This window comes from Chitinophaga sp. MM2321 (assembly GCF_964033635.1).
Taxonomy (GTDB): Bacteria; Bacteroidota; Bacteroidia; order Chitinophagales; family Chitinophagaceae; genus Chitinophaga.
Window position 1 is genome coordinate 1 of record NZ_OZ035533.1, and the last position, 19041, is coordinate 19041.

The 19041-nt window shown below is 41.1% G+C and carries 16 protein-coding genes and 1 tRNA gene; 13 read left to right on the plus strand and 4 right to left on the minus strand.

All coding sequences use genetic code 11. The features are described from left to right. From dnaA to ABQ275_RS00020, 4 genes are all read left to right on the plus strand, one after another. Positions 1-1434: a chromosomal replication initiator protein DnaA gene (gene dnaA / locus ABQ275_RS00005; protein ID WP_349316204.1), complete on the plus strand. Its 1434-nt coding sequence runs from the start codon at positions 1-3 to the stop codon at positions 1432-1434. 159 nt (positions 1435-1593) lie between these two features. Continuing rightward, positions 1594-1779 (plus strand): hypothetical protein, encoded by a 186-nt coding sequence (locus tag ABQ275_RS00010; RefSeq protein ID WP_349316205.1) that lies wholly within the window; start codon positions 1594-1596, stop codon positions 1777-1779. Positions 1780-1889: 110 nt separating this feature from the next. Further along, positions 1890-1978, plus strand: a tRNA-Ser gene (locus tag ABQ275_RS00015). A 347-nt stretch (positions 1979-2325) separates the two neighbouring features. Continuing rightward, positions 2326-3405 carry an LLM class flavin-dependent oxidoreductase gene (locus ABQ275_RS00020; protein WP_349316206.1) on the plus strand — a complete coding sequence of 360 codons (1080 nt, stop codon included), beginning with the start codon at positions 2326-2328 and terminating at the stop codon, positions 3403-3405. Between the two features lie 58 nt (positions 3406-3463). Here ABQ275_RS00020 and ABQ275_RS00025 read toward each other — a convergent pair whose 3' ends face one another. Continuing rightward, positions 3464-4192 carry an SDR family oxidoreductase gene (locus tag ABQ275_RS00025; protein ID WP_349316207.1) on the minus strand — a complete coding sequence of 243 codons (729 nt, stop codon included), beginning with the start codon at positions 4190-4192 and terminating at the stop codon, positions 3464-3466. 269 nt (positions 4193-4461) lie between these two features. On the opposite strand from ABQ275_RS00025, the gene ABQ275_RS00030 reads away from it, so the two are divergent. The 3 genes from ABQ275_RS00030 (at position 4462) to ABQ275_RS00040 (ending at position 9202) form a co-directional block, all read left to right on the plus strand. Then, the gene (locus ABQ275_RS00030; RefSeq protein WP_349316208.1) at positions 4462-5304 is read left to right on the plus strand and encodes an AraC family transcriptional regulator; all 843 of its coding nucleotides are present in this window, start codon (positions 4462-4464) and stop codon (positions 5302-5304) included. A 247-nt stretch (positions 5305-5551) separates the two neighbouring features. Beyond that, positions 5552-7552 carry a VCBS repeat-containing protein gene (locus tag ABQ275_RS00035; RefSeq protein WP_349316209.1) on the plus strand — a complete coding sequence of 667 codons (2001 nt, stop codon included), beginning with the start codon at positions 5552-5554 and terminating at the stop codon, positions 7550-7552. A gap of 126 nt (positions 7553-7678) precedes the next feature. Continuing rightward, positions 7679-9202 (plus strand): C1 family peptidase, encoded by a 1524-nt coding sequence (locus tag ABQ275_RS00040; protein ID WP_349316210.1) that lies wholly within the window; start codon positions 7679-7681, stop codon positions 9200-9202. On the opposite strand, the gene ABQ275_RS00045 is transcribed toward ABQ275_RS00040, so the two are convergent. The 3 genes from ABQ275_RS00045 to ABQ275_RS00055 form a co-directional block, all read right to left on the minus strand. Next, positions 9199-9684 carry a nucleotidyltransferase gene (locus ABQ275_RS00045; RefSeq protein ID WP_349316211.1) on the minus strand — a complete coding sequence of 162 codons (486 nt, stop codon included), beginning with the start codon at positions 9682-9684 and terminating at the stop codon, positions 9199-9201. The two genes, ABQ275_RS00040 and ABQ275_RS00045, sit on opposite strands and share 4 nt — an antisense overlap. Continuing rightward, the gene (locus tag ABQ275_RS00050; RefSeq protein ID WP_349316212.1) at positions 9681-10109 is read right to left on the minus strand and encodes a hypothetical protein; all 429 of its coding nucleotides are present in this window, start codon (positions 10107-10109) and stop codon (positions 9681-9683) included. Before ABQ275_RS00050 ends, ABQ275_RS00045 begins: the two co-directional genes overlap by 4 nt. Before the next feature lie 76 nt (positions 10110-10185). Next, positions 10186-11046: an AraC family transcriptional regulator gene (locus tag ABQ275_RS00055; protein WP_349316213.1), complete on the minus strand. Its 861-nt coding sequence runs from the start codon at positions 11044-11046 to the stop codon at positions 10186-10188. 193 nt (positions 11047-11239) lie between these two features. Between ABQ275_RS00055 and ABQ275_RS00060 the strand changes: the two genes are divergently transcribed. The 6 genes from ABQ275_RS00060 to ABQ275_RS00085 all read left to right on the plus strand — a co-directional run bounded on the left by ABQ275_RS00060 (position 11240) and on the right by ABQ275_RS00085 (position 19008). Further along, positions 11240-11884, plus strand: a complete 645-nt coding sequence (locus tag ABQ275_RS00060) for a sigma-70 family RNA polymerase sigma factor (protein ID WP_349316214.1) — start codon at positions 11240-11242, stop codon at positions 11882-11884. A gap of 278 nt (positions 11885-12162) precedes the next feature. Continuing rightward, positions 12163-14484 carry a PQQ-binding-like beta-propeller repeat protein gene (locus ABQ275_RS00065; RefSeq protein ID WP_349316215.1) on the plus strand — a complete coding sequence of 774 codons (2322 nt, stop codon included), beginning with the start codon at positions 12163-12165 and terminating at the stop codon, positions 14482-14484. 11 nt (positions 14485-14495) lie between these two features. Continuing rightward, positions 14496-15482: a ThuA domain-containing protein gene (locus ABQ275_RS00070; protein ID WP_349316216.1), complete on the plus strand. Its 987-nt coding sequence runs from the start codon at positions 14496-14498 to the stop codon at positions 15480-15482. 52 nt (positions 15483-15534) lie between these two features. Then, positions 15535-17460 carry an FG-GAP-like repeat-containing protein gene (locus ABQ275_RS00075; protein ID WP_349316217.1) on the plus strand — a complete coding sequence of 642 codons (1926 nt, stop codon included), beginning with the start codon at positions 15535-15537 and terminating at the stop codon, positions 17458-17460. A gap of 153 nt (positions 17461-17613) precedes the next feature. Further along, positions 17614-18057 (plus strand): DMT family transporter, encoded by a 444-nt coding sequence (locus ABQ275_RS00080; protein ID WP_349316218.1) that lies wholly within the window; start codon positions 17614-17616, stop codon positions 18055-18057. A 21-nt stretch (positions 18058-18078) separates the two neighbouring features. After that, a complete protein-coding gene (locus tag ABQ275_RS00085; RefSeq protein ID WP_349316219.1) occupies positions 18079-19008 on the plus strand; it encodes a sugar phosphate isomerase/epimerase in 930 nt (309 codons plus the stop codon). The last annotated feature ends 33 nt before the right edge of the window (positions 19009-19041 follow it).

Sequence of the window (19041 nt, forward strand, 5' to 3'; positions counted from 1 at the left end):
ATGAATAAAACTTGCGAACAAGTTTGGGAAAGGTGTCTTAATATAATTAGGGATATAGTGGAATGGCAGCCGTTTAAGACTTGGTTTGAACCAATTAAACCCATTAAACTTGAAAACAATGTTTTAACCATCCAGGTCCCCAGCCAATTCTTTTACGAATACCTTGAGGAGCATTATGTGGGATTGTTAGGGAAAACTATTAAAAGAGAATTAGGTAAAGAAGCCCGGTTGGAATACCGCATTGTAGTAGAGAACGGTACGCCACATCAGCATCCCAGAACTGTAAACATGCCCACGCAGTTTACTAAACCCCAGAAAGACAATGAAGTGAACTTCCCATTGACGATCCACAATCCGGTGAAGAACCCATTTGTTATCCCAGGTATCAAACGGGTACAGATTGATTCACAACTAAATCCGAATTATACGTTTGATGCGTATATAGAGGGTGACTGCAACCGTGTAGCACGGCGGGCGGGGAAGACAGTGGCTGAAAAGCCCGGTGGTACTTCTTTTAACCCGCTGGTCATTTATGGTGGTGTAGGTCTTGGTAAAACACACTTAGCACAGGCGGTGGGAAATGATGTAAAGCGCATCCATCCCAACAAGGCAGTGTTATATGTGAGTGCTGAGAAATTCATCAATCAATTCATTGATCATTCGAAGAATAATATCATTAATGACTTTATTCATTTTTATCAATTGATAGATGTATTAATTGTAGATGATATACAATTCTTTGCACGCGCAGAAAAAACACAGGACGCTTTCTTTGCGATCTTCAATCACCTGCATCAGTCGGGCAAGCAACTTATCCTGACATCAGATAAGGCGCCCAAAGATCTGGATGGTGTACAGGAACGTTTGCTGAGCCGCTTCCGTTGGGGCCTCAGTGCGGATATTCAGATCCCTGATTTTGAAACCCGGATGGAAATCCTGGAGTTGAAGATGAAGAACGATGGACTGGAGATGCCAAAGGAAGTAGTGAAGTACGTGGCCTATAATATTCAGACAAACGTACGTGAGCTGGAAGGCGCTTTGATATCATTATTGGCGCAGTCATCGCTGAACCGCAAAGAGATCGATCTGGAGTTGGCCAAGCGCGTGTTGAAATCATTTGTAAAAACATCTTCCAAAGAAATTACGATTGAGAGTATACAGAAGATGGTGTGTGAATATTTTGATGTGCCATATGATAAGTTGCTGCAAAAAACGCGGAAGCGTGAAATTGTGCAAGCCCGTCAGATTACCATGTATCTGGCAAAATCCTTTACTAAAAATTCTTTAAAAACTATTGGAGAACACTTCGGTGGCCGTGATCATACAACAGTGATTCATAGCTGTCAGACAGTGAAAGATCTGATGGATACGGATAATAATTTCCGGGACAGTGTCATTGAATTGCAGCAGAAAGTACAATTAGCTGCCATGTAACTCATTCTTCCCCCCTAACCTATTTTGGTAATGCCGTTCTTTTACAGAACGGCATTACTGTTTTATAAAGCTACTGTCTTATATTGTGTAATTATTGTATATATCATAGATTCTTGCAGCCCGGCACAAAGCCGGTTCTTTTTATTATATGAAGCTGTCATGTCAATAGCATATACAGGTGCCAAAAACAGCAAGCTTGCCATTCAGGGCCAAGAGGGCGTACAGTTGGCTGTAAAGCGCCAGGACGCGCCGGGAGCCATGCGCAATCGCATCAGCTGTCACCGGCAGGAAGAAAAGAAATATCCGCTTGCGATATGGAAGAACCTTTATAACGTTGAAGGCTAAATAATCACGCCCTCCCGAAGGGAACGTTTTTATCTTTTTCCTGAAAAAACGAAAATGCTTTTGGAGAATATAAAACTTTTCCTATTTTTGCAGCCCCTTCAGGGAAATACGGAGAGATGCCTGAGTGGCCGAAAGGAACGGTTTGCTAAACCGTCGTACGGGTTAAACTGTACCGAGGGTTCGAATCCCTCTCTCTCCGCAAGATATTACTGAAAGGTATTAAAGCCTGTAGATACTCCATCTACAGGCTTTTTGTTTTTGGGTTACGCTCAAAAAATCACAAAAGTTCACGTCAACCGGATCATCAGATAGGATGAGTATTTTCCATTTACCATTAATCACATCTAAGGCATCTTTTTATTGGAAGTATATCCCCATTGCATTCCATATGTTCCATCTTACTCTTTAAGGTACTACTCAATAGATGCGCTTACTTTTAGGTAACTACTTACTTGTTGTAAGCGACAAGAGCTACCTTTGGGTTACTAAGCAAATAAATTCATAACAGGATGGGAGCTCAACAAAAACATCCAAAATCCTAACATTTTGCTTGGGATTGCTCAAGCATTATTAGTGACCATGTTTCTAAAGACAGCTATGACAAGTGAAAAATTAATAGACATCCCATTATCTATACTTGATTTGGTACCGATTATTGAGGGAGGCACGATTGAAACCGTTTTGAAAAACAGTCTGATATTAGCACAACAGGCAGAGAAGTTTGGCTATAACAGATATTGGTTGGCGGAACATCATAATATGGAAACAGTAGCCAGTTCCGCAACGGCAGTGCTGATAGGTTATATAGCAGGAGGCACAAAGACAATGCGTGTGGGGAGTGGAGGTATTATGTTACCAAATCATGCTCCACTGGTAGTAGCGGAACAATTCGGAACGTTAGCATCATTGTACCCAAACCGGATAGACCTGGGACTTGGCCGTGCACCGGGTACAGACCAGTTAACCGCCAAAGCTTTGCGTCGCAGCAATTTGAATACTGTCCTCACTTTTCCTGATGACGTTATTGCTTTACAAACTTATTTTTCGGCAGATAACAAAAAAGCTTCAGTTCGGGCTATACCCGGAGAAGGATTGGATATACCGATATGGATACTTGGTTCAAGTACCGATAGCGCAAGGTTAGCTGCAAATTTTGGATTGCCTTATGCTTTCGCCAGCCATTTTGCCCCCACGCATTTAGAAGAGGCGGTTCATATTTATCGAAGGGATTTTCGTCCATCGGTGTATCTGGAGAAACCCTATTTGATGGCTTGTACAAATGCGGTTGTGGCAGATACCAATGCAGAAGCAGAAAGGTTAGTCACCTCTTATTACCAGTTGGTAGTAGACATGATATCCGGTAATCGTAGAAAGCTTCAGCCACCTGTAGATACTATGGAAGGGCGCTGGAGTGATTATGAAGAAGCGTCGGTGAAACAAATGACGCGGTATTCATTTATTGGAGATGTTGAAAAAATAAAGGCTGAAATTACCCGGTTTCAGCAGCAATTCCAACTGGACGAAATCATGTTTACCAGCAATATTTACGATTTGAAGGCAAGGGTGCGCAGTTATGAATTGCTGATGTTGGTAAATGGAGGAGTAAAAAAAGAGGTCATTCAATGACGACCTCTTTTTATTCCTGGGCTTTTATGTACCACACGATAATCAAACAAGCATAGGATTACATAATTGAATATCCGCCATCTATGGGTAAAATAGTACCTGTGATAAAGGATGCTGCAGGAGATGATAGAAATGCCACCACCTGGGCAATTTCCTCAGGATCACCGAAACGGTTAAACGGTGTTCTGTCTAAAATAGATTTACCCAGCGTATCCTTTAATGGTTCCAATAAAGGCGTGTTAATCCAACCGGGTGCTACGGCATTTACACGAATTCCTTCTTCAGCATAGGCTATTGCCAATGACTTTGTCACCTGATCTACTCCTCCTTTACTGGCACTGTAAGCAGGTCCACCGGCATTACCAAAAATGGCAAGCATGGAAGACACGTTGACTATACTGGCTATTTTAGATTTTGCCAGCAGTGGCCGGGCTAAAGTACTGATATGGAAAACGGAGTTGAGGTTGATATCAATAGACTTTTTAAATGAATGGATATCGTGCTGATTGGGAAGGTTAACCCCTGCACCATTGAATAATATATCCAAAGATTCCAGGCTTTGTATGAATTGCGTAACCCCGCTTTCATCTGTTACATCTAATTCAACTGCTTTAATGTTCAATCCTTCGGGGATTTGCAAATGGTTTGCCTTCAATCCAACTGCATACACCTTTGCTCCCAATTCTGCGAGATAAATGGCTGTTGAAGCGCCAAGGCCAGAGGTTCCACCGGTTACAACTGCTGTGGCATTCTTAAATAATCCGTCGTTAAATGTTTTTTGTTTCATAATCTTCTATTTGGTGCGTTAAATAAAATATCGGTCTTAAATTCATCGAAGAAGCAGGGAGGGTTATTCAACTTGATAATGTACCTCTTACATGCTGAAACGAAGATAGACAACGTCTATTTTAATTTGCAGGACTATAGTGACCATTGATAGGATTAAATGGAACCTTTCAGCCTTCACGTATCAGTTGAAAGTAAAAGGAGCGGGTGAAGACCGCGCAGATCCTTGTTTTTTTGTATATTTAAAGACAAAATGGGAGCATTACAGAAATGATAGCCAGATTGAATTTGAAAAATCGCCATTTTTATATCAGTACTTTTCAGCAACTGGATAGTACTTTCCTTGGTAACCCCGACCGAAACTTATATTTCGAGATTTATTGGGTAAAGAATGAAAGACCTTCGCATTTCATCGATAATAAAAAAATGAAAATTAAGGGTGATTGGATGTACCTAATCCCACCTTTCAGAAATTATCAATTTAAAAAGGATAAAAAAAATGGAATTCTTATTGCCTTTAATAAAGATCTGTTAATATATGAGGCAAAAGAATTTTCATTGAATGTATTTAATCTGTTCAGCAGCAATGGGGAATTTAGTACGCTCTTTATTGATGAAGAAAATATCAAAACGCTAACTGCTATTGTAAAAGTTATTGAAGACGAGTATGAACAAAATACTGATAATCTTTTGTTGCTTAGAACATTGATAAAGGCTTTTCTTTTAAAGCTGATGACCGGATCAAGACAGCAACTTATCAGTCCGGATCTTAATGAAAAGCGGATCTATCATTTCTTATTGCTGCTGGAGAATCATTATACTTCTGAAAAAAAAGTTGATTTTTATTCCGAAAAACTACACCTCTCTACTAAGCGGCTAAACCAGATTTTAAAGCAAAAAATGGGTAAAACAGTTAATCAGATTTTGCAAGAACGACTACTTATCGAGGCAAAGCATTTATTATTTATTGGTAATGAGAATATTAAAGAAATGTCTTTTAGTCTTGGTTTTGAGGACCCATCTTATTTTAGCCGCTTTTTTAAGAAAATGACCAAACTTAGCCCCGAAGAATTTAGAATGGAAATGAAGAAAAAAATTGCCTTTAAGACTTGAAAATTCAATCATCATTCCTTCAAAAAAAAGCTATCAATGCTTCATAAATTTATCAGGCATTTTATCTTGTAATAACCACTACTTCATCTGACAGTAAAGGGGATTTTGTTTATTAGGATTTTGCTGTCCTAAGCATCCGCTGATAACATTGTATACTAAGTAGCCAACATGCTATGAAAAACCCGCCGGTTAACCAGTAACTTCATCGTAGTTAAAGAAGAATACAATCAAAAACTAAATCTATCTGATGATGACCAATATCTTTAGTAAAACACTGGCGGTTTGTTGTATGATCATCTCAATTGCTGTCTGCCACAGCGCACCTGTTCTTGCACAGGATACAAACACGGCGTTTCAGATCCTTAAATATAATAACCCGGGTCTTATCGTAGATTTAGGAGTGGGACTTTGGGCATGGCCAATCCCTATCGACTTTGATAATGACGGTGATATGGACATGCTGGTTTCTTGTCCTGATAAACCATTCAATGGCCTTTATTATTTTGAAAATACAAGCGGAGATAAAAATCCTGTATTTGCGGTTCCGGTAAAGTTGAGTCCATCAATTAAGGATATACAGATTTCTTATGTAAACGGACAAGCAAGAATATTAGTGCCCGGAGCAGAGATCTTACACTTTACCCAAACTTTTGGCGAAGAAAAAAAGGAGTTGCTGGCAGTGGACGCTGTGCTGCATGAATTCAGTAAAAAACCGCGCTTTAATCAATGGAAATTGGTAGATTATGATAATGATGGTGATGAGGATATTATTATGGGGATAGATGATTGGTCTGAATATGGCTGGGATGATGGATTTAGTAGTGAGGGTAAATGGAATAGCGGACCATTACATGGGTATGTTTTCCTGATTGAAAATAAAGATGGAAAGTATCTCCCTAAAAAGAAAATACAGGCAGCAGGTGTGGATATTGATGTTTACGGTGCACCCTCTCCCAACTTTGCAGATTTTGATGGCGATGGAGACCTGGATCTGATTTGTGGTGAGTTTCTGGATAAGCTCACCTGGTTTGAAAATATAGGAACGAGAAGCAAACCGGTGTATGCAAAAGGCCGGTTACTGGAAAATCCATCGGGGATTATTAAAATGGACCTGGAAATGATCGTTCCTGTAGCGGTAGACTGGGATAAAGATGGCTTTACAGACCTGGTAGTGGGAGATGAAGATGGAAGAGTAGCCCTGATCAGGCATACAGGCAAAGTGAAGAAGGGAATGCCCGTATTTGAATCTCCTGTGTATTTTAAACAGCAGGCAGATAATGTGAAGTGTGGCGCTTTAGCTACGCCTGTAAGTGTAGACTGGGATGGTGATGGAGATGAAGACATTATCTCCGGAAGTTCTGCCGGATATATTTCCTTTTTTGAAAACCTGGGAGTAAACGGCGCAACACCTAAATGGGCCGCACCAAAGCTGTTGGAAAGTGCCGGTAAAGTAATCAGGATCCAGGCCGGCGAGAATGGCTCCATACAAGGACCAAGTGAAGCTAAGTGGGGATATACTACCCTTTCAGTGGCGGATTGGGATGGTGACGGACTTAAAGATATTATCGTAAACTCTATCTGGGGACAAGTTATCTGGTATAAAAATACAGGCAGCAAACGTGCACCCAAACTGGCCAAACAAGCATACGTAAAAGTAGATTGGGATCATGCCATTGTACTGAAACCTTCCTGGATCTGGTGGAAAACGAAGCCGGGCATGCTGGTACCGGAATGGAGAACCACGCCGTATGTTATTGATTGGAACAAAGACGGCATCACAGACCTCATTATGCTGGACCATGAAGGGTACCTTTCCTATTTTGAAGGCTTTAAAAAAGCCGGTGAAAAAATATTAAAGCCGGGCAAAAGAATATTTTATGGTACCGAAGGTGGCGGCTTTAATGCAAATCATAAACTCACCGTTGAAACACCTGGTCCATTAATATTAAATACAAGACAATTTGGCGCAGGTGGCAGAAGAAAATTCACCATTGCCGATTGGGATGGAGATGGGAAACCGGATATCCTGGTCAATAGTCTGAATGTAAGTATGCTGAAGAATACAGGAACCGTAAATGGTATGGTGCAGATAAATAGTAATCCTGCACCGATGTCAACAAAGGTGTTAGCCGGTCATGATACAAGCCCTACCACCGTAGACTGGAACAAGGACGGCATTCCGGATTTATTGGTGGGCGCAGAAGATGGTCATTTTTATTATATGCCAAATCCCAATATTAAAAAGTAATAAAATCCGCAGCTTATCGCATTAAAAAAATATAATTCACAGATGTAGTATCCGCATGGAGAAGTATACCTACTTCTGAGTATTTTTAAACTTATATGTATTGGATATCTTCGGCAAAAAGCCGTAATGATTTTTAGACGATCTATCCTTATACTACTCTGTTTCTTTACTGTTTGTTTAACACAGGCCCAACAACGGTTTGGTATGGGCGAAGTGCTTGATCTTGATTTAATAGCACGAACACCACAGAAAATAGCCGTTTCTGAACGAAGCTTCAGAGACATGCCAAGTCAGTACTCACTTGAAAAGTATGCGCCGGTTGCCGGTGATCAGGGTCCATATGGGACTTGCACTGCCTGGGCAGTTGGCTATGGTATCGCTACCATATTGTATGCTAAAACGCATGGCCTTACGGATAAGGAATTAATTAACAGGTATGCCTTTTCTCCTACTTTTTTATACGAGCATATTAAAGATAGCGACGATCATGATTGTCAGGATGGAGCCAGTACAGTAAAAGCCCTTAATACTTTAATAAAAGTGGGAGATGCTACATTGAGTACCGTACCATATAAATGTGGTGTTGTCCCTACAGAGCGGGCAAAATCAGAAGCCGCCAACTATAAAATAAGTGATGCTGCTATTTTATTTACACAAAGGGGTATCAGCAAAGATGATGCTTATGCTAAAAAGTCACAGGAGATGATTGAGTTGACCAAAAAAGCCATCATGGAAGGAAGTCCGGTTGCTATTGCCTTTATGCTGCCGGAAAGCTTTTTCTCCATAAAAACTGCTGTGTGGAAGCCTGCTGCCAAAGAATCATTTGGTGACTGGAAACATAACCGGCACGCCATGGCAGTCATTGGTTTTGATGATAAAATAGCTGGTGGTGCATTCAGGGTTTTAAACAGCTGGGGAACCAAATGGGGAGATAATGGAATGGTTTGGATAAAGTATGATGACTATACCCGTTGGTGCCTCATGGCGGTGCAACCATATGCCAACCCGCATACCAAGGCGCCTGATGTAAAAGAGACACCCAACCCGAAACCGCTGCCTTCACCTGCATTGGTTAATTTAGGTGGCAATATTGAATTTAAACTGAATACAGGTAGTAATATGGCTGTTAACCGGATTAGCAGCAGGAACCTTGTTGTAGAAGAAAAAGCTGCCGCAAAAGAAGAGCTGGTGGCCTATACCATGATGAATAGCTATACGAGTGGAACTAAGTTCCGGTTTTTTATGAATATAGATCAGGAAGCATATATCTATGCGTTTGCTACGGACTTGAGTGGTAAAATCAATAAAATCCTTCCTTTCGATCATTTAACGAGTACCCGTGTGGGTGCGAATACTGTTGTGGCTTTCCCTTCTGATACTAAAGTGATCAAGATGGATGAAAATAAAGGGATCGATTATCTGCTTATTCTTTATTCTAAGGAAAAAATGAATATAGATGAGATCGTGAATAAAATGAATGCTTCTAATGGAGGATTATCTTCAAAAATAATTTCCGCACTGGGTAATAAACTGATTGCGAAAGATAAAATCAGGTATACAGATAAGCAGGTAGGATTTCAGGTAAGTATTGATCCGCTGAAAGATAAAGGATCTATTGTTCCACTGATGATTGAGATAAAACATGATTAGTGTTTGCTTTTCCTTTGAGCTTGTTTGATCGCTTGTAATTTTTTGATTTCTTTTATGTCTGATAAATCTTGTTTCCTGCCGGAAGCCTGCTTGTTTTTTAAAAAATCAGTTAAGCCTATATAGTATATAGCAAAATCATTGTCTATTTGTATCTTTTGCATTCCGCTGACAGCTTCTTCGAACACCACACCATCAATTGTGTTCAGAATATCAATGCGTAATGGAGGATAACCGATTTGGGTAATGTAGCCTGGCTCAAGAAAATCCGCCTTTTGTAAGCCGAGCGAAGACAGTCCAAATTCATTTACTACTTTCAGCAGCCTATTTGCATTATCATCAGAGATATTGATCCAGATATCCAGGTCTCCTGTGTGGCGTGGTTTCCCGTGAAGTGCAAGCGCATAGCCTCCTACAACCATGTACTTTACTTCATGTTTGTTCAGCAGCTTTACAAAGTCCTCAAAATCCTTTTCCAGTATCATATTTTTAATTTTGTCCTGGCCATTTTTGTTTTATCCAGTCTTTGCCCTTTTTTTAATGATTGCCTGATAAGGAAAGTAACTGCTGACAAACGTTCCAACGGTGTTTTGGTTAACCAGTAAGATAAATCGTGCATGTAGTCATCAGCTGCTTTTAAGGACACCCTTCGTACTACTGGCATTATTTTTCTTTCATAACTCTGGGTTGTTTTAGGCTTCAAAAAAACATTTTTACGTTCTATACGAACCTTTTCATTATCATAGGCAATCTTTTCTTTGCTTAGATAATTGCAAAGTGTATTATAGTTATATTCTTTGTAGCTAAGACAAAAATTTTTGAGGCTTGAAAAAACTTCAAAAGGATTGTCGTGGTTGCCTTTCCAATAAACCACAACTACACGTTTTTTGGGAGATTCGGATACTTGCATAACTCGAATATAACAAATATGTGGCAAATATTAGTCAAAAAACAGTAAAATGAGCTATTGTTGCTAAAGAGTCGCCCTACTGCCCGAAGCGTTCTTTTTTGTATTCCAACGGGCTTTTATTTATTATTTTTTTGAAGTACCTGTTAAAATTAGAGATGTTGTTAAACCCGCTTTCCAGGCAAACTTCATAAACAGTAATGTCTTTTTCTAAAAGCAATTTACAGGCATGCGCGACTCTTACTTCTAGTAAAAAATGATAATATGTTTTTCTTGTTTTGGATTTAAAATACCGGCAAAATGCTTTTGAAGTAAGGTTAGCGATGGAAGCTATTTCCGGTAAGGAAATCTTTGTCTGAAAATTGGTTAAGGTGTACTGGAAAATTCTATTTAATCTATCCGCTTCAAACTTATCATAGTTAAGGGGGTAGTACGATGTATTAATATATTCCTTTTCTTTTGTGACTGCTATCCTATCCAGGATCGTCAGTAATGCAATAATTCTCTCTATCGCTCTTTCAGAGTATAATTTGGTGATCAGCTCTTTTAACGGATTCCGCGGGGTTATTTTTATTCCCTGTTTTGCCTTTTCCAGTAATGATTTGATTCCATTCAGTTCAGGGACATCAAAAAACTTGTTCCCTAAAAAATCCTCGTGAAAATAAATAACGGTTACTTCTGCTGTGTATGCAGCCTCCTCCAGCTGATCAGGATCACAACGCCACATATGTGGAAGATTGGAACCAATCAGGAAAAATTCATTTGGTTCAAACCGGCTGATATCATTACCAATAAACCGTGTTCCCCGTCCTTTATGAATATAGATAAGCTCTATTTCAGGATGGAAATGCCATTGATCATAAAAATTGGAGCCTTTGTTTTTATAAATGTTGAAAGAAGACTCAGGTTCCAAAGAAACTTTTAGAAGATGAGGTTTCATCGAGACAATTTTATAAAGGTTACTTCATTCATACCCGTTTGTGCAAACTTATGATACTTTAATACTAATAGTAGTGAATATGTAGGAAATTATTGATAAAAAATAAAAGAGCTTTGATCTGTTGCTTACGGGCACCTTCCACTGAATAAAAATAATGAAAAACTGGCGCTTATGCGTTATTAATTAAGTTGCTATGGCTTTTGATGAAATAAGATTAACCAAGGGAAATGTCCCGCGTATACCTTTTTCAGCTTCCACGGGTGCAAGAACGACAGACTTTGGAGATCCTGGTAAATTGTCCGATTCATTATTATGGAATGAATTCAAAAAAGGGGATGAACTGGCCTTTATCAGCATCTATAACAACTATTTCCGGATGCTCTATGATTATGGTTGCAAATACGCTTCAGATAAGGAATTAGTACGGGATTGTTTACAGGATTTTTTCCTTTATCTGAGAAAAAACAGACTGGGTTTTGGAGATACCAATTCTATCAAGTTTTATTTATTAAAATCTTTTAGAAGAAGGGTTATTGAATATCTCAAAAAAAACCGCCACCAGTTTAATGTAAAAGAACCGGATGAATATGCGCTATTTGGTGTAGAATCATCTATCGAGGCTGTTTATATCAACAAACAGGTAAAAGCGGAACAACTGGAAAAATTGAATAAAGCCTTAATGACCTTGGATCGGATTGAACAGGACGCCATTTATTATTTTTATTTTAAAGGATTGAGCTATGAACAGATTGCTGAAATATTTAATTTTTCACATGTATCCTCTGCCAGAAGAGTGATGTACCGGAGTTTGAGACAGCTGCGCCGCTTTTTCAACTAATCATAACAACTACTTTAATTCCTATTCCCTTAAATCTTTAATAAAGACGTAAAAAGTATTCCTGAAACTATATATTTTGATGATGACTGCATTCCTTGATCATTCTTTACAAAAAAGAATGATCAATAGGATGAGGGGGACATCAGCATGCAGTTACTTAATGCCCTGTTATATTATAACTTATTAAATTAATGCACTTCCGGAAAGTGAAAAGTTGATACCAGTAGATTCCATGTACACAAATATTGACACACAAATATTTTAATCAATTGCAAATAATGACCAAGAAAAATATTTATAAATTCAGGTCAGCTGCAGGTATAGCCACCATGCTTTTGATCTTTACCGGATGCAATAATGCCGGTAAAGGTGACAGCGCAGCTTCAGATACAGCGCAAGGCAGCAGTGGAAGTATTGCTCACAAAACCTGGACACAATACGGGGGCGGTGCAGATCAGTCGAAATTTGTTGATCTGCAGCAAATTTCAAAAAGTAATGTTCATCAACTACAAGTGGACTGGGTTTATCCGACAAATGATAATGTTTCATCGTATAGATTCAACCCGATTATAGTTGATAGTGTGATGTATGTGCTTGCAAAAAATAATTCGCTGGTAGCACTGGATGTAACTACAGGAAAAGAAATATGGATCCATGCAAATCTGAATCCTGCTTCCAAGCGGGGCATTAATTATTGGGAAAGTAAAGATAGAAAAGATCGCCGGCTGTTATTTTGCGTCAATAATACCTTACAGGCTATTGATGCAAATACCGGGAAATCAATATTGACATTTGGAGATAAGGGCCTGGTCAACCTGAAAGAGGGACTGGGGCAAGATCCTGCCACTATCAGCCGTGTCAATTCCACCTCTCCGGGTCAGATTTTTGAAGACCTGATCCTGCTAGGCTCTTCACCGGGGGAAGCCTGGTTTTCTGCTCCGGGGCATCTCCGGGCATATAATGTGCTGACAGGTAAATTGGCCTGGATATTCCATACCATCCCCCATCCAGGGGAGTATGGTTATGAAACCTGGCCTAAAGATGCCTATAAATACGTTGGCGGCGTAAACACCTGGGGTGAAATAACCGTGGATGAACAACGCGGTATTGCTTACTTTCCACTTGGATCACCTACTTATGATTACTGGGGTGGCGACAGGGAAGGCAGCGGTTTATTCGGCAACTCCCTCGTAGCACTTGATGCCCGTACCGGTAAAAGATTATGGCATTTTCAAACAGTACATCATGACTTGTGGGATTTTGATCTGGCAGCGGCACCACAATTAGTAACGGTAACGCATAATGGTAAAAAAACAGATGCGGTAGCACTGGCTACCAAACAAGGATTTTTGTTTGCCTTTGATCGCGTTAGCGGAGAACCGCTCTGGCCAATTGAAGAACGACCCGTTCCGGTAAGTGAAGTTCCCGGAGAAAAATCCTGGCCCACCCAACCTTTTCCAACGGTGCTACCGCCTTTCAGCCGTCAATCTATTACGGTAGCAGATGTGAATCCTTATTTCCCTGATAAGGAAAGAGAAGAATGGAAAAAAAGAATAGCAGCAGCAAAGAGTGGCCTTTTTTATCCCCTTTCTGATAAATATGAAACCATCACGATGCCTGGTGCCAACGGTGGTGCTATTTATGGTAACACCGCTGCTAATCCTGCCAAAGGGATCGTGTATGTTGCCAATATGGATAAGCCCTCCGTTTATAAACTAAAAAAAGAGGAACCACCCGAACTTAAAATACCGATGTCTGCTGAAGATACGGTTCGTGTGCATGCTATGTATGTGCAAAACTGCCAGGCGTGTCATGGGGCAAACAAAGCCGGTGGATTGGGGCCATCACTGGTTAATATCAATAACAGACTCGGTTTTGATGATTTCAAAACAGTGGTTACTGTAGGCCGCGCACAGATGCCTTCCTTTCTTCATATAGGTGATCAGGCCATAACAGATATCTACAAATATCTTTCAAACGTAAAAGGTGGAAGAGGACCGGGATTTAATCAGCCAGCTGTTGGAACAACCATGCCGGAAGGCCCCGTAGTAGCATCGGGTGGTGTGCCTTTGCCTGCGGCACTTCAGCCAAAGTCCGGTGGTCCTGGCCACGGAGCAAAACGTACCTATCCTGCCGGTGTTACTCCTCCTGAAGTGCGTTATGTGGATGGTTCAACTACTGCTTACGGATTAGGACATGCAAACCTGCTGGGTCCACCCTGGTCAACAATAGTGGCCTATGACCTGAACACAGGCAAAATTAAATGGAAAAGGCCACTGGGAAATGTTGATTCATTAGGCGCTACTAAAGAAACAGGTATTCCAAGCGGTCAGCAAGGGAAAGGAATGGTGGTTACGGCTACGGGATTATTATTTGCTACTTGCCTCGATGGCAGAATTTACGCTTACGACGAAGATAATGGCGACATGTTATGGTCCACTAAATTACCCAGGGTGCCCGAAGGAATACCGGCCATGTACGAAATTGGTGGCCGTCAGTACCTGGTGATTTGCGCTACCGGTGCGGTGCTTGATAAATCGAAATCAGATAAAGAAGTACCGAGAGGATATATGGTCTACGCGCTTCCTAAAACAAAATAATGATTTCCTGTATGAAAGATCTGATACAAACAATGATGGCTACCAATAAAGCAGACAACCACTGCATCGGTCAAATACCGTATCGGTGTGTAATATCCATGCTGTTGCTGATTGTATGCAGCAGCATTCATCCTGTATCTGCACAAACAACAAAAGTGATCTATTTCATGGCTGGTAAAAAGGATCATGCATGGCCATCAAGACATGAAACGGAAAAAGATTTGCTTGTGCTGCAACGTTGCCTGGATAGCGTCACCAATATCAAAGGCGTGAAGATCGTTACCCGGTTTATTTATAACAGAACTGCGCTTGATATCAATGATATGAAAGATGCAGCTGCGATTGTTATTGAAAGCAGTGCCGAATACAGCAGCGCCGACCGCACGCATCCTTTGTTTCCTCCCAGCGCAGGTAATACAAAAACGTATGAGAAGGAGGTGGTAAATTATCTCGACCAGGTAGATAGTCTGCATAAAGCAGGTATGGGAATCATTGTATTGCACTGGGCAGTTGCCGCAGAAAATCAGAAAGCTGCCAATCTTTACTGGAACTGGTTTGGCGGCGGGTATATACCTGGCTATTCCCAGAATCCCTTGGGCATGTGGACAGTCACACCCATCAAGCAAGCGCAAAAACACCCGGTGATGCGCGGTGTGGGTGCCTGGACATACAAGGACGAAATATTTTCCAGGTTCATGGTTATTCCGCAGGATCAGCGCCGTACGGATCTGCTCATGGGCGAAGCGCCTAAAACAAATATGGGTCCGGTAGCCAGCAGGTGTATTACCTGGGCTTTCGAGGATGGTCTTTCGCGTGCACTTATTTATGGCGGAATGGATTATCATGCTGCGTTGCTGCAAGATAATTACAGACGCTTTCTGCTCAATGCTATTGTATGGGCTGCGGGAATTGAGGTGCCGGCAGACGGTGTAAAATCTTCGGCTAAAGGACTTCAATTGGTAGCATCAAGACCAGATCAATTTGATAATATGAAATAGTGATCATCAGCGAATCATACATTTTCTTTTAGCGATCATAAATGTTTAACGAATGAAGATATTTATATTTTGTACGCTATTACTTGGTGCTTCCCTTCTTGCTTCGGGGCAATCGGCAAACGGTGATATGAATGGAAAGGGGCTCAGTTTTATTCCTGATTACACGTTTAAAGGATCTGCGCTGACCGGTTGGAAACAGCTGGGCAATGCTGACTGGCATGTTAAAAATGGTGAACTGACCGGTACGGCAAAACAAAAAACATCCGAAGGTTTGCTGATGTTTGATCAGTCTTTCCAGGACATTGGTATCAACACCTTCATCAAAATTACGGGTGACTGCGAAGCGGGTATTTTGTTCCGTGCAGAAAAAAATGGGGATGGCATGAAAGCGGTATTAGTATCAATAAGCCGTGATTCATCTGCTGCATATAGCGTAACCATCAATGCACAGGGGAAAGTATTGAGCCGCGAAAAATTGCGCCCGGCGGGTGGTATGATCCGTATAGCGCCACCGCTTGATCCTGCTAATCCGGTAAGAACCGGTGGGTATCCCGCCGCAAGAGGTAACCAGCCTGCGTTACCCAATGTTCGTCCTCAGACAGCTTTTGTTCCGGGTGAATGGAATCAGCTCGAATTCATTTTCGATATGAATCTACTCAGAGGCTATATTAATGATGGGAGCGGTCCGGGTGGAGGAGCAGATGATGTAACATTCGGTCCTGTCGGACTTTATGTAAAAGGTAGTGGTGAAGTGCGTTTCAAAGATTTTAAGTATAAAGATCTTGCAGTCAGGTATCTGCCGGAAGAGCAAACATCCGCCCGTTTCAGGGTGCAACAGATCAGCGATATGTATTATTCCTGGAGTGCTGCATCTGCCGACTTTAACAACGATGGGATACAGGATATTGTAGCGGGCCCTTATATTTACTACGGACCCGACTATACGAAATACCGCGAAATTTATCCGGGTATTGCTTTAAGCCCCACTAAAGATTTTACGGAAGTGAATTGCCAGTATGCTTTTGATTTCAATGGCGATGGTTGGACGGACGTATTCATCGGTCCGCCGTTTGGCAGGCTTTACATGAATCCCAAAGGTGAATCCCGGCGCTGGGATGTATACGATGTAATTCCCGGTAACATCAATTCTGAAGTAACCCTGTTTACTGATATTGATGGAGATAATAAACCAGAGCTGGTTTACGGGACCAACTCCGCCGGGACCGGCGTACTTAAATATGCAAAGTTTAATCCTGCGGACCCGACAAAACCCTGGAATACTTACACCGTATCGGAATCCGGCTATTTTATGGCACATGGTATTGGAGCAGGCGATATTAATGGCGACGGGCGTATAGACATCTTAAACCCTAATGGATGGTGGGAACAGCCCGAACACCTGAGTGATGCAGGCTGGACCTATCATCCGGCGCCCTTTGGCAGATACGGTCATCGTGTAGGTGGGATTGGCGGTAGTGTGATGGCTGTTTATGATGTTAACGGCGACAAACTGAATGATGTGGTAACCAGTTTGAATGCACACGGTTTTGGATTAGCCTGGTATGAGCAGAAAAGAGATGCGCAAGGAAAAATATCTTTTATAAGGCACATGATCATGGATGATTATTCAACAAAGAATGCAGGAGATGTAACTTTTTCAGAATTGCATGGATCAACGCTTGCCGATGTGGATGGAGATGGAATTACCGATTTTATTGTTGGTAAACGATACTTCTCACATTTAGATACTTACCTGGACCCTGATCCTTTTGGACCCCCTTTATTGTATTGGTACCGGACAGTACGGAATCCTGCTGCCCCCGGCGGTGCGGAATTTATTCCCGAACTGATACATAACCGTTCTGGTGCTGGTTCAGACTTACATGCTGCTGATCTGAATAATGATGGGTTAATAGACATTATTTCTTCCACAAACAGGGGCACTTTTATTTTCTGGAATAAACAGACAAAAAAGTAAGAAAAGGATAAATAAAAATGTGATGGAAAGGCGGTATCATTTTATCCATTTCATCCTTATAAAAAGAAATGAAAGCGCAATAGACTGAGTCATTATTATATTTTCTGAACGGTATAAAAGTTTATTAACGGACTACTAAATTGATGTTTGGTTATGAAAATTTCTCTCTTCTTTTTAATGCTTTTTATCGGGTTTGTATTAACCCTGCATTTAACGATGAATGCGCAGGTGGGCGTCATTATCAAAAACTCCAAAATGGGTAATGCGCTTTTCTGGACTATTGGTGGCATCACTGCGCTGATTATTGGCGCTACTGCATGGGATGCAAGTGCATTTACACGTATAAAAGAAGTGCCACTATGGTTATTGACAGCCGGTGGAATGGGAGCCGCCCTGGTATTTGGTATTGCATGGATTATTCCACAGATAGGCGCAGGACCAGCCTTTGTATTGATGGTTACGGGTCAGATAATAACAGGATTGTTGTTCTCCCATTTTGGCCTGTTGGGTTCTCCAATTGAGCCCATCTCTTTTATGAAAATCATTGGTGTGCTACTGCTTATCGGTGGGGCAAGCATTATCACTTTTTTGAAATAACAATTAACTACTCGTATGAATATGAAGAATTTCAGTCGCAGGGAATTTATTAAGCTCACAGGAGCCGGGTGTGCTTCTGCTTTGGTAGTTCCATCTTTTGCCATGGAAGCGGCGGCAAGAAGATCAGACATTGGCGCTACGTTTATTCTTTGGGGTTATGGCGCAGATGCATTGGAGCCTGCCCTGAAAGATATATCCAGACTGGGTTATCATGCTTTTGAAACGTTTGGGGAAGTGATTGAAGAATGGGAAGAGAAGCGTGGTGGTTTCAAAAAGCTCGTTGATAAATACGGTGTACCGATTATTTCCGCGTTTTGTAACGGAGATGTATTAGATCCTTCAAAAAGAAAAGAGGAAATCAGGAAACTGACCAAGTGGTGTCAGCTCCTGAAGCAAAATGGAGGGAAGGTGATCGAATACTGTGCTACCGGTAGCAGAAAGGGATATGATTATAAAGATCATAAAAAGAACCTGGTGGAATCGATGAACGAATATGCGAAAGTAGTGACTGATCAGGGACTGGTATGTGCACTGCATCCACATACAGGCACTCCTATTGAAACAGAAGAGGAAGTGTATTTTATCATGGAGCATCTCGATACCAATTATATGAAGTTTGGTCCCGATGTAGGCCAGTTGGAAAAAGGTGGCGTAGATGTGATAAAAGTGCTTAAAGATTTCATGCCACTGATAGAACACGTTCACCTGAAAGACTATATCGGGGGCGACAATGGCTATCTCGGTTACTGCCCTTTGGGAGAAGGGAAGGTGGATTTAAAAACAACCATGAAAATGCTGGAAACAAGAAGAAACAAGATGGCCGGTATGATCATGTTTGAGCTGGACTCCGATAAAAAAATAAAGCCGGTACGGTCTGAATATGATGCAGCCAGGGTTTCTGCGGACTATTTAAAGAAATTAGGCTACAGATTCAGGAAAGGGAAAAGATAGGGTAAGCCTACTTGCTATATGCGGATCAGCATA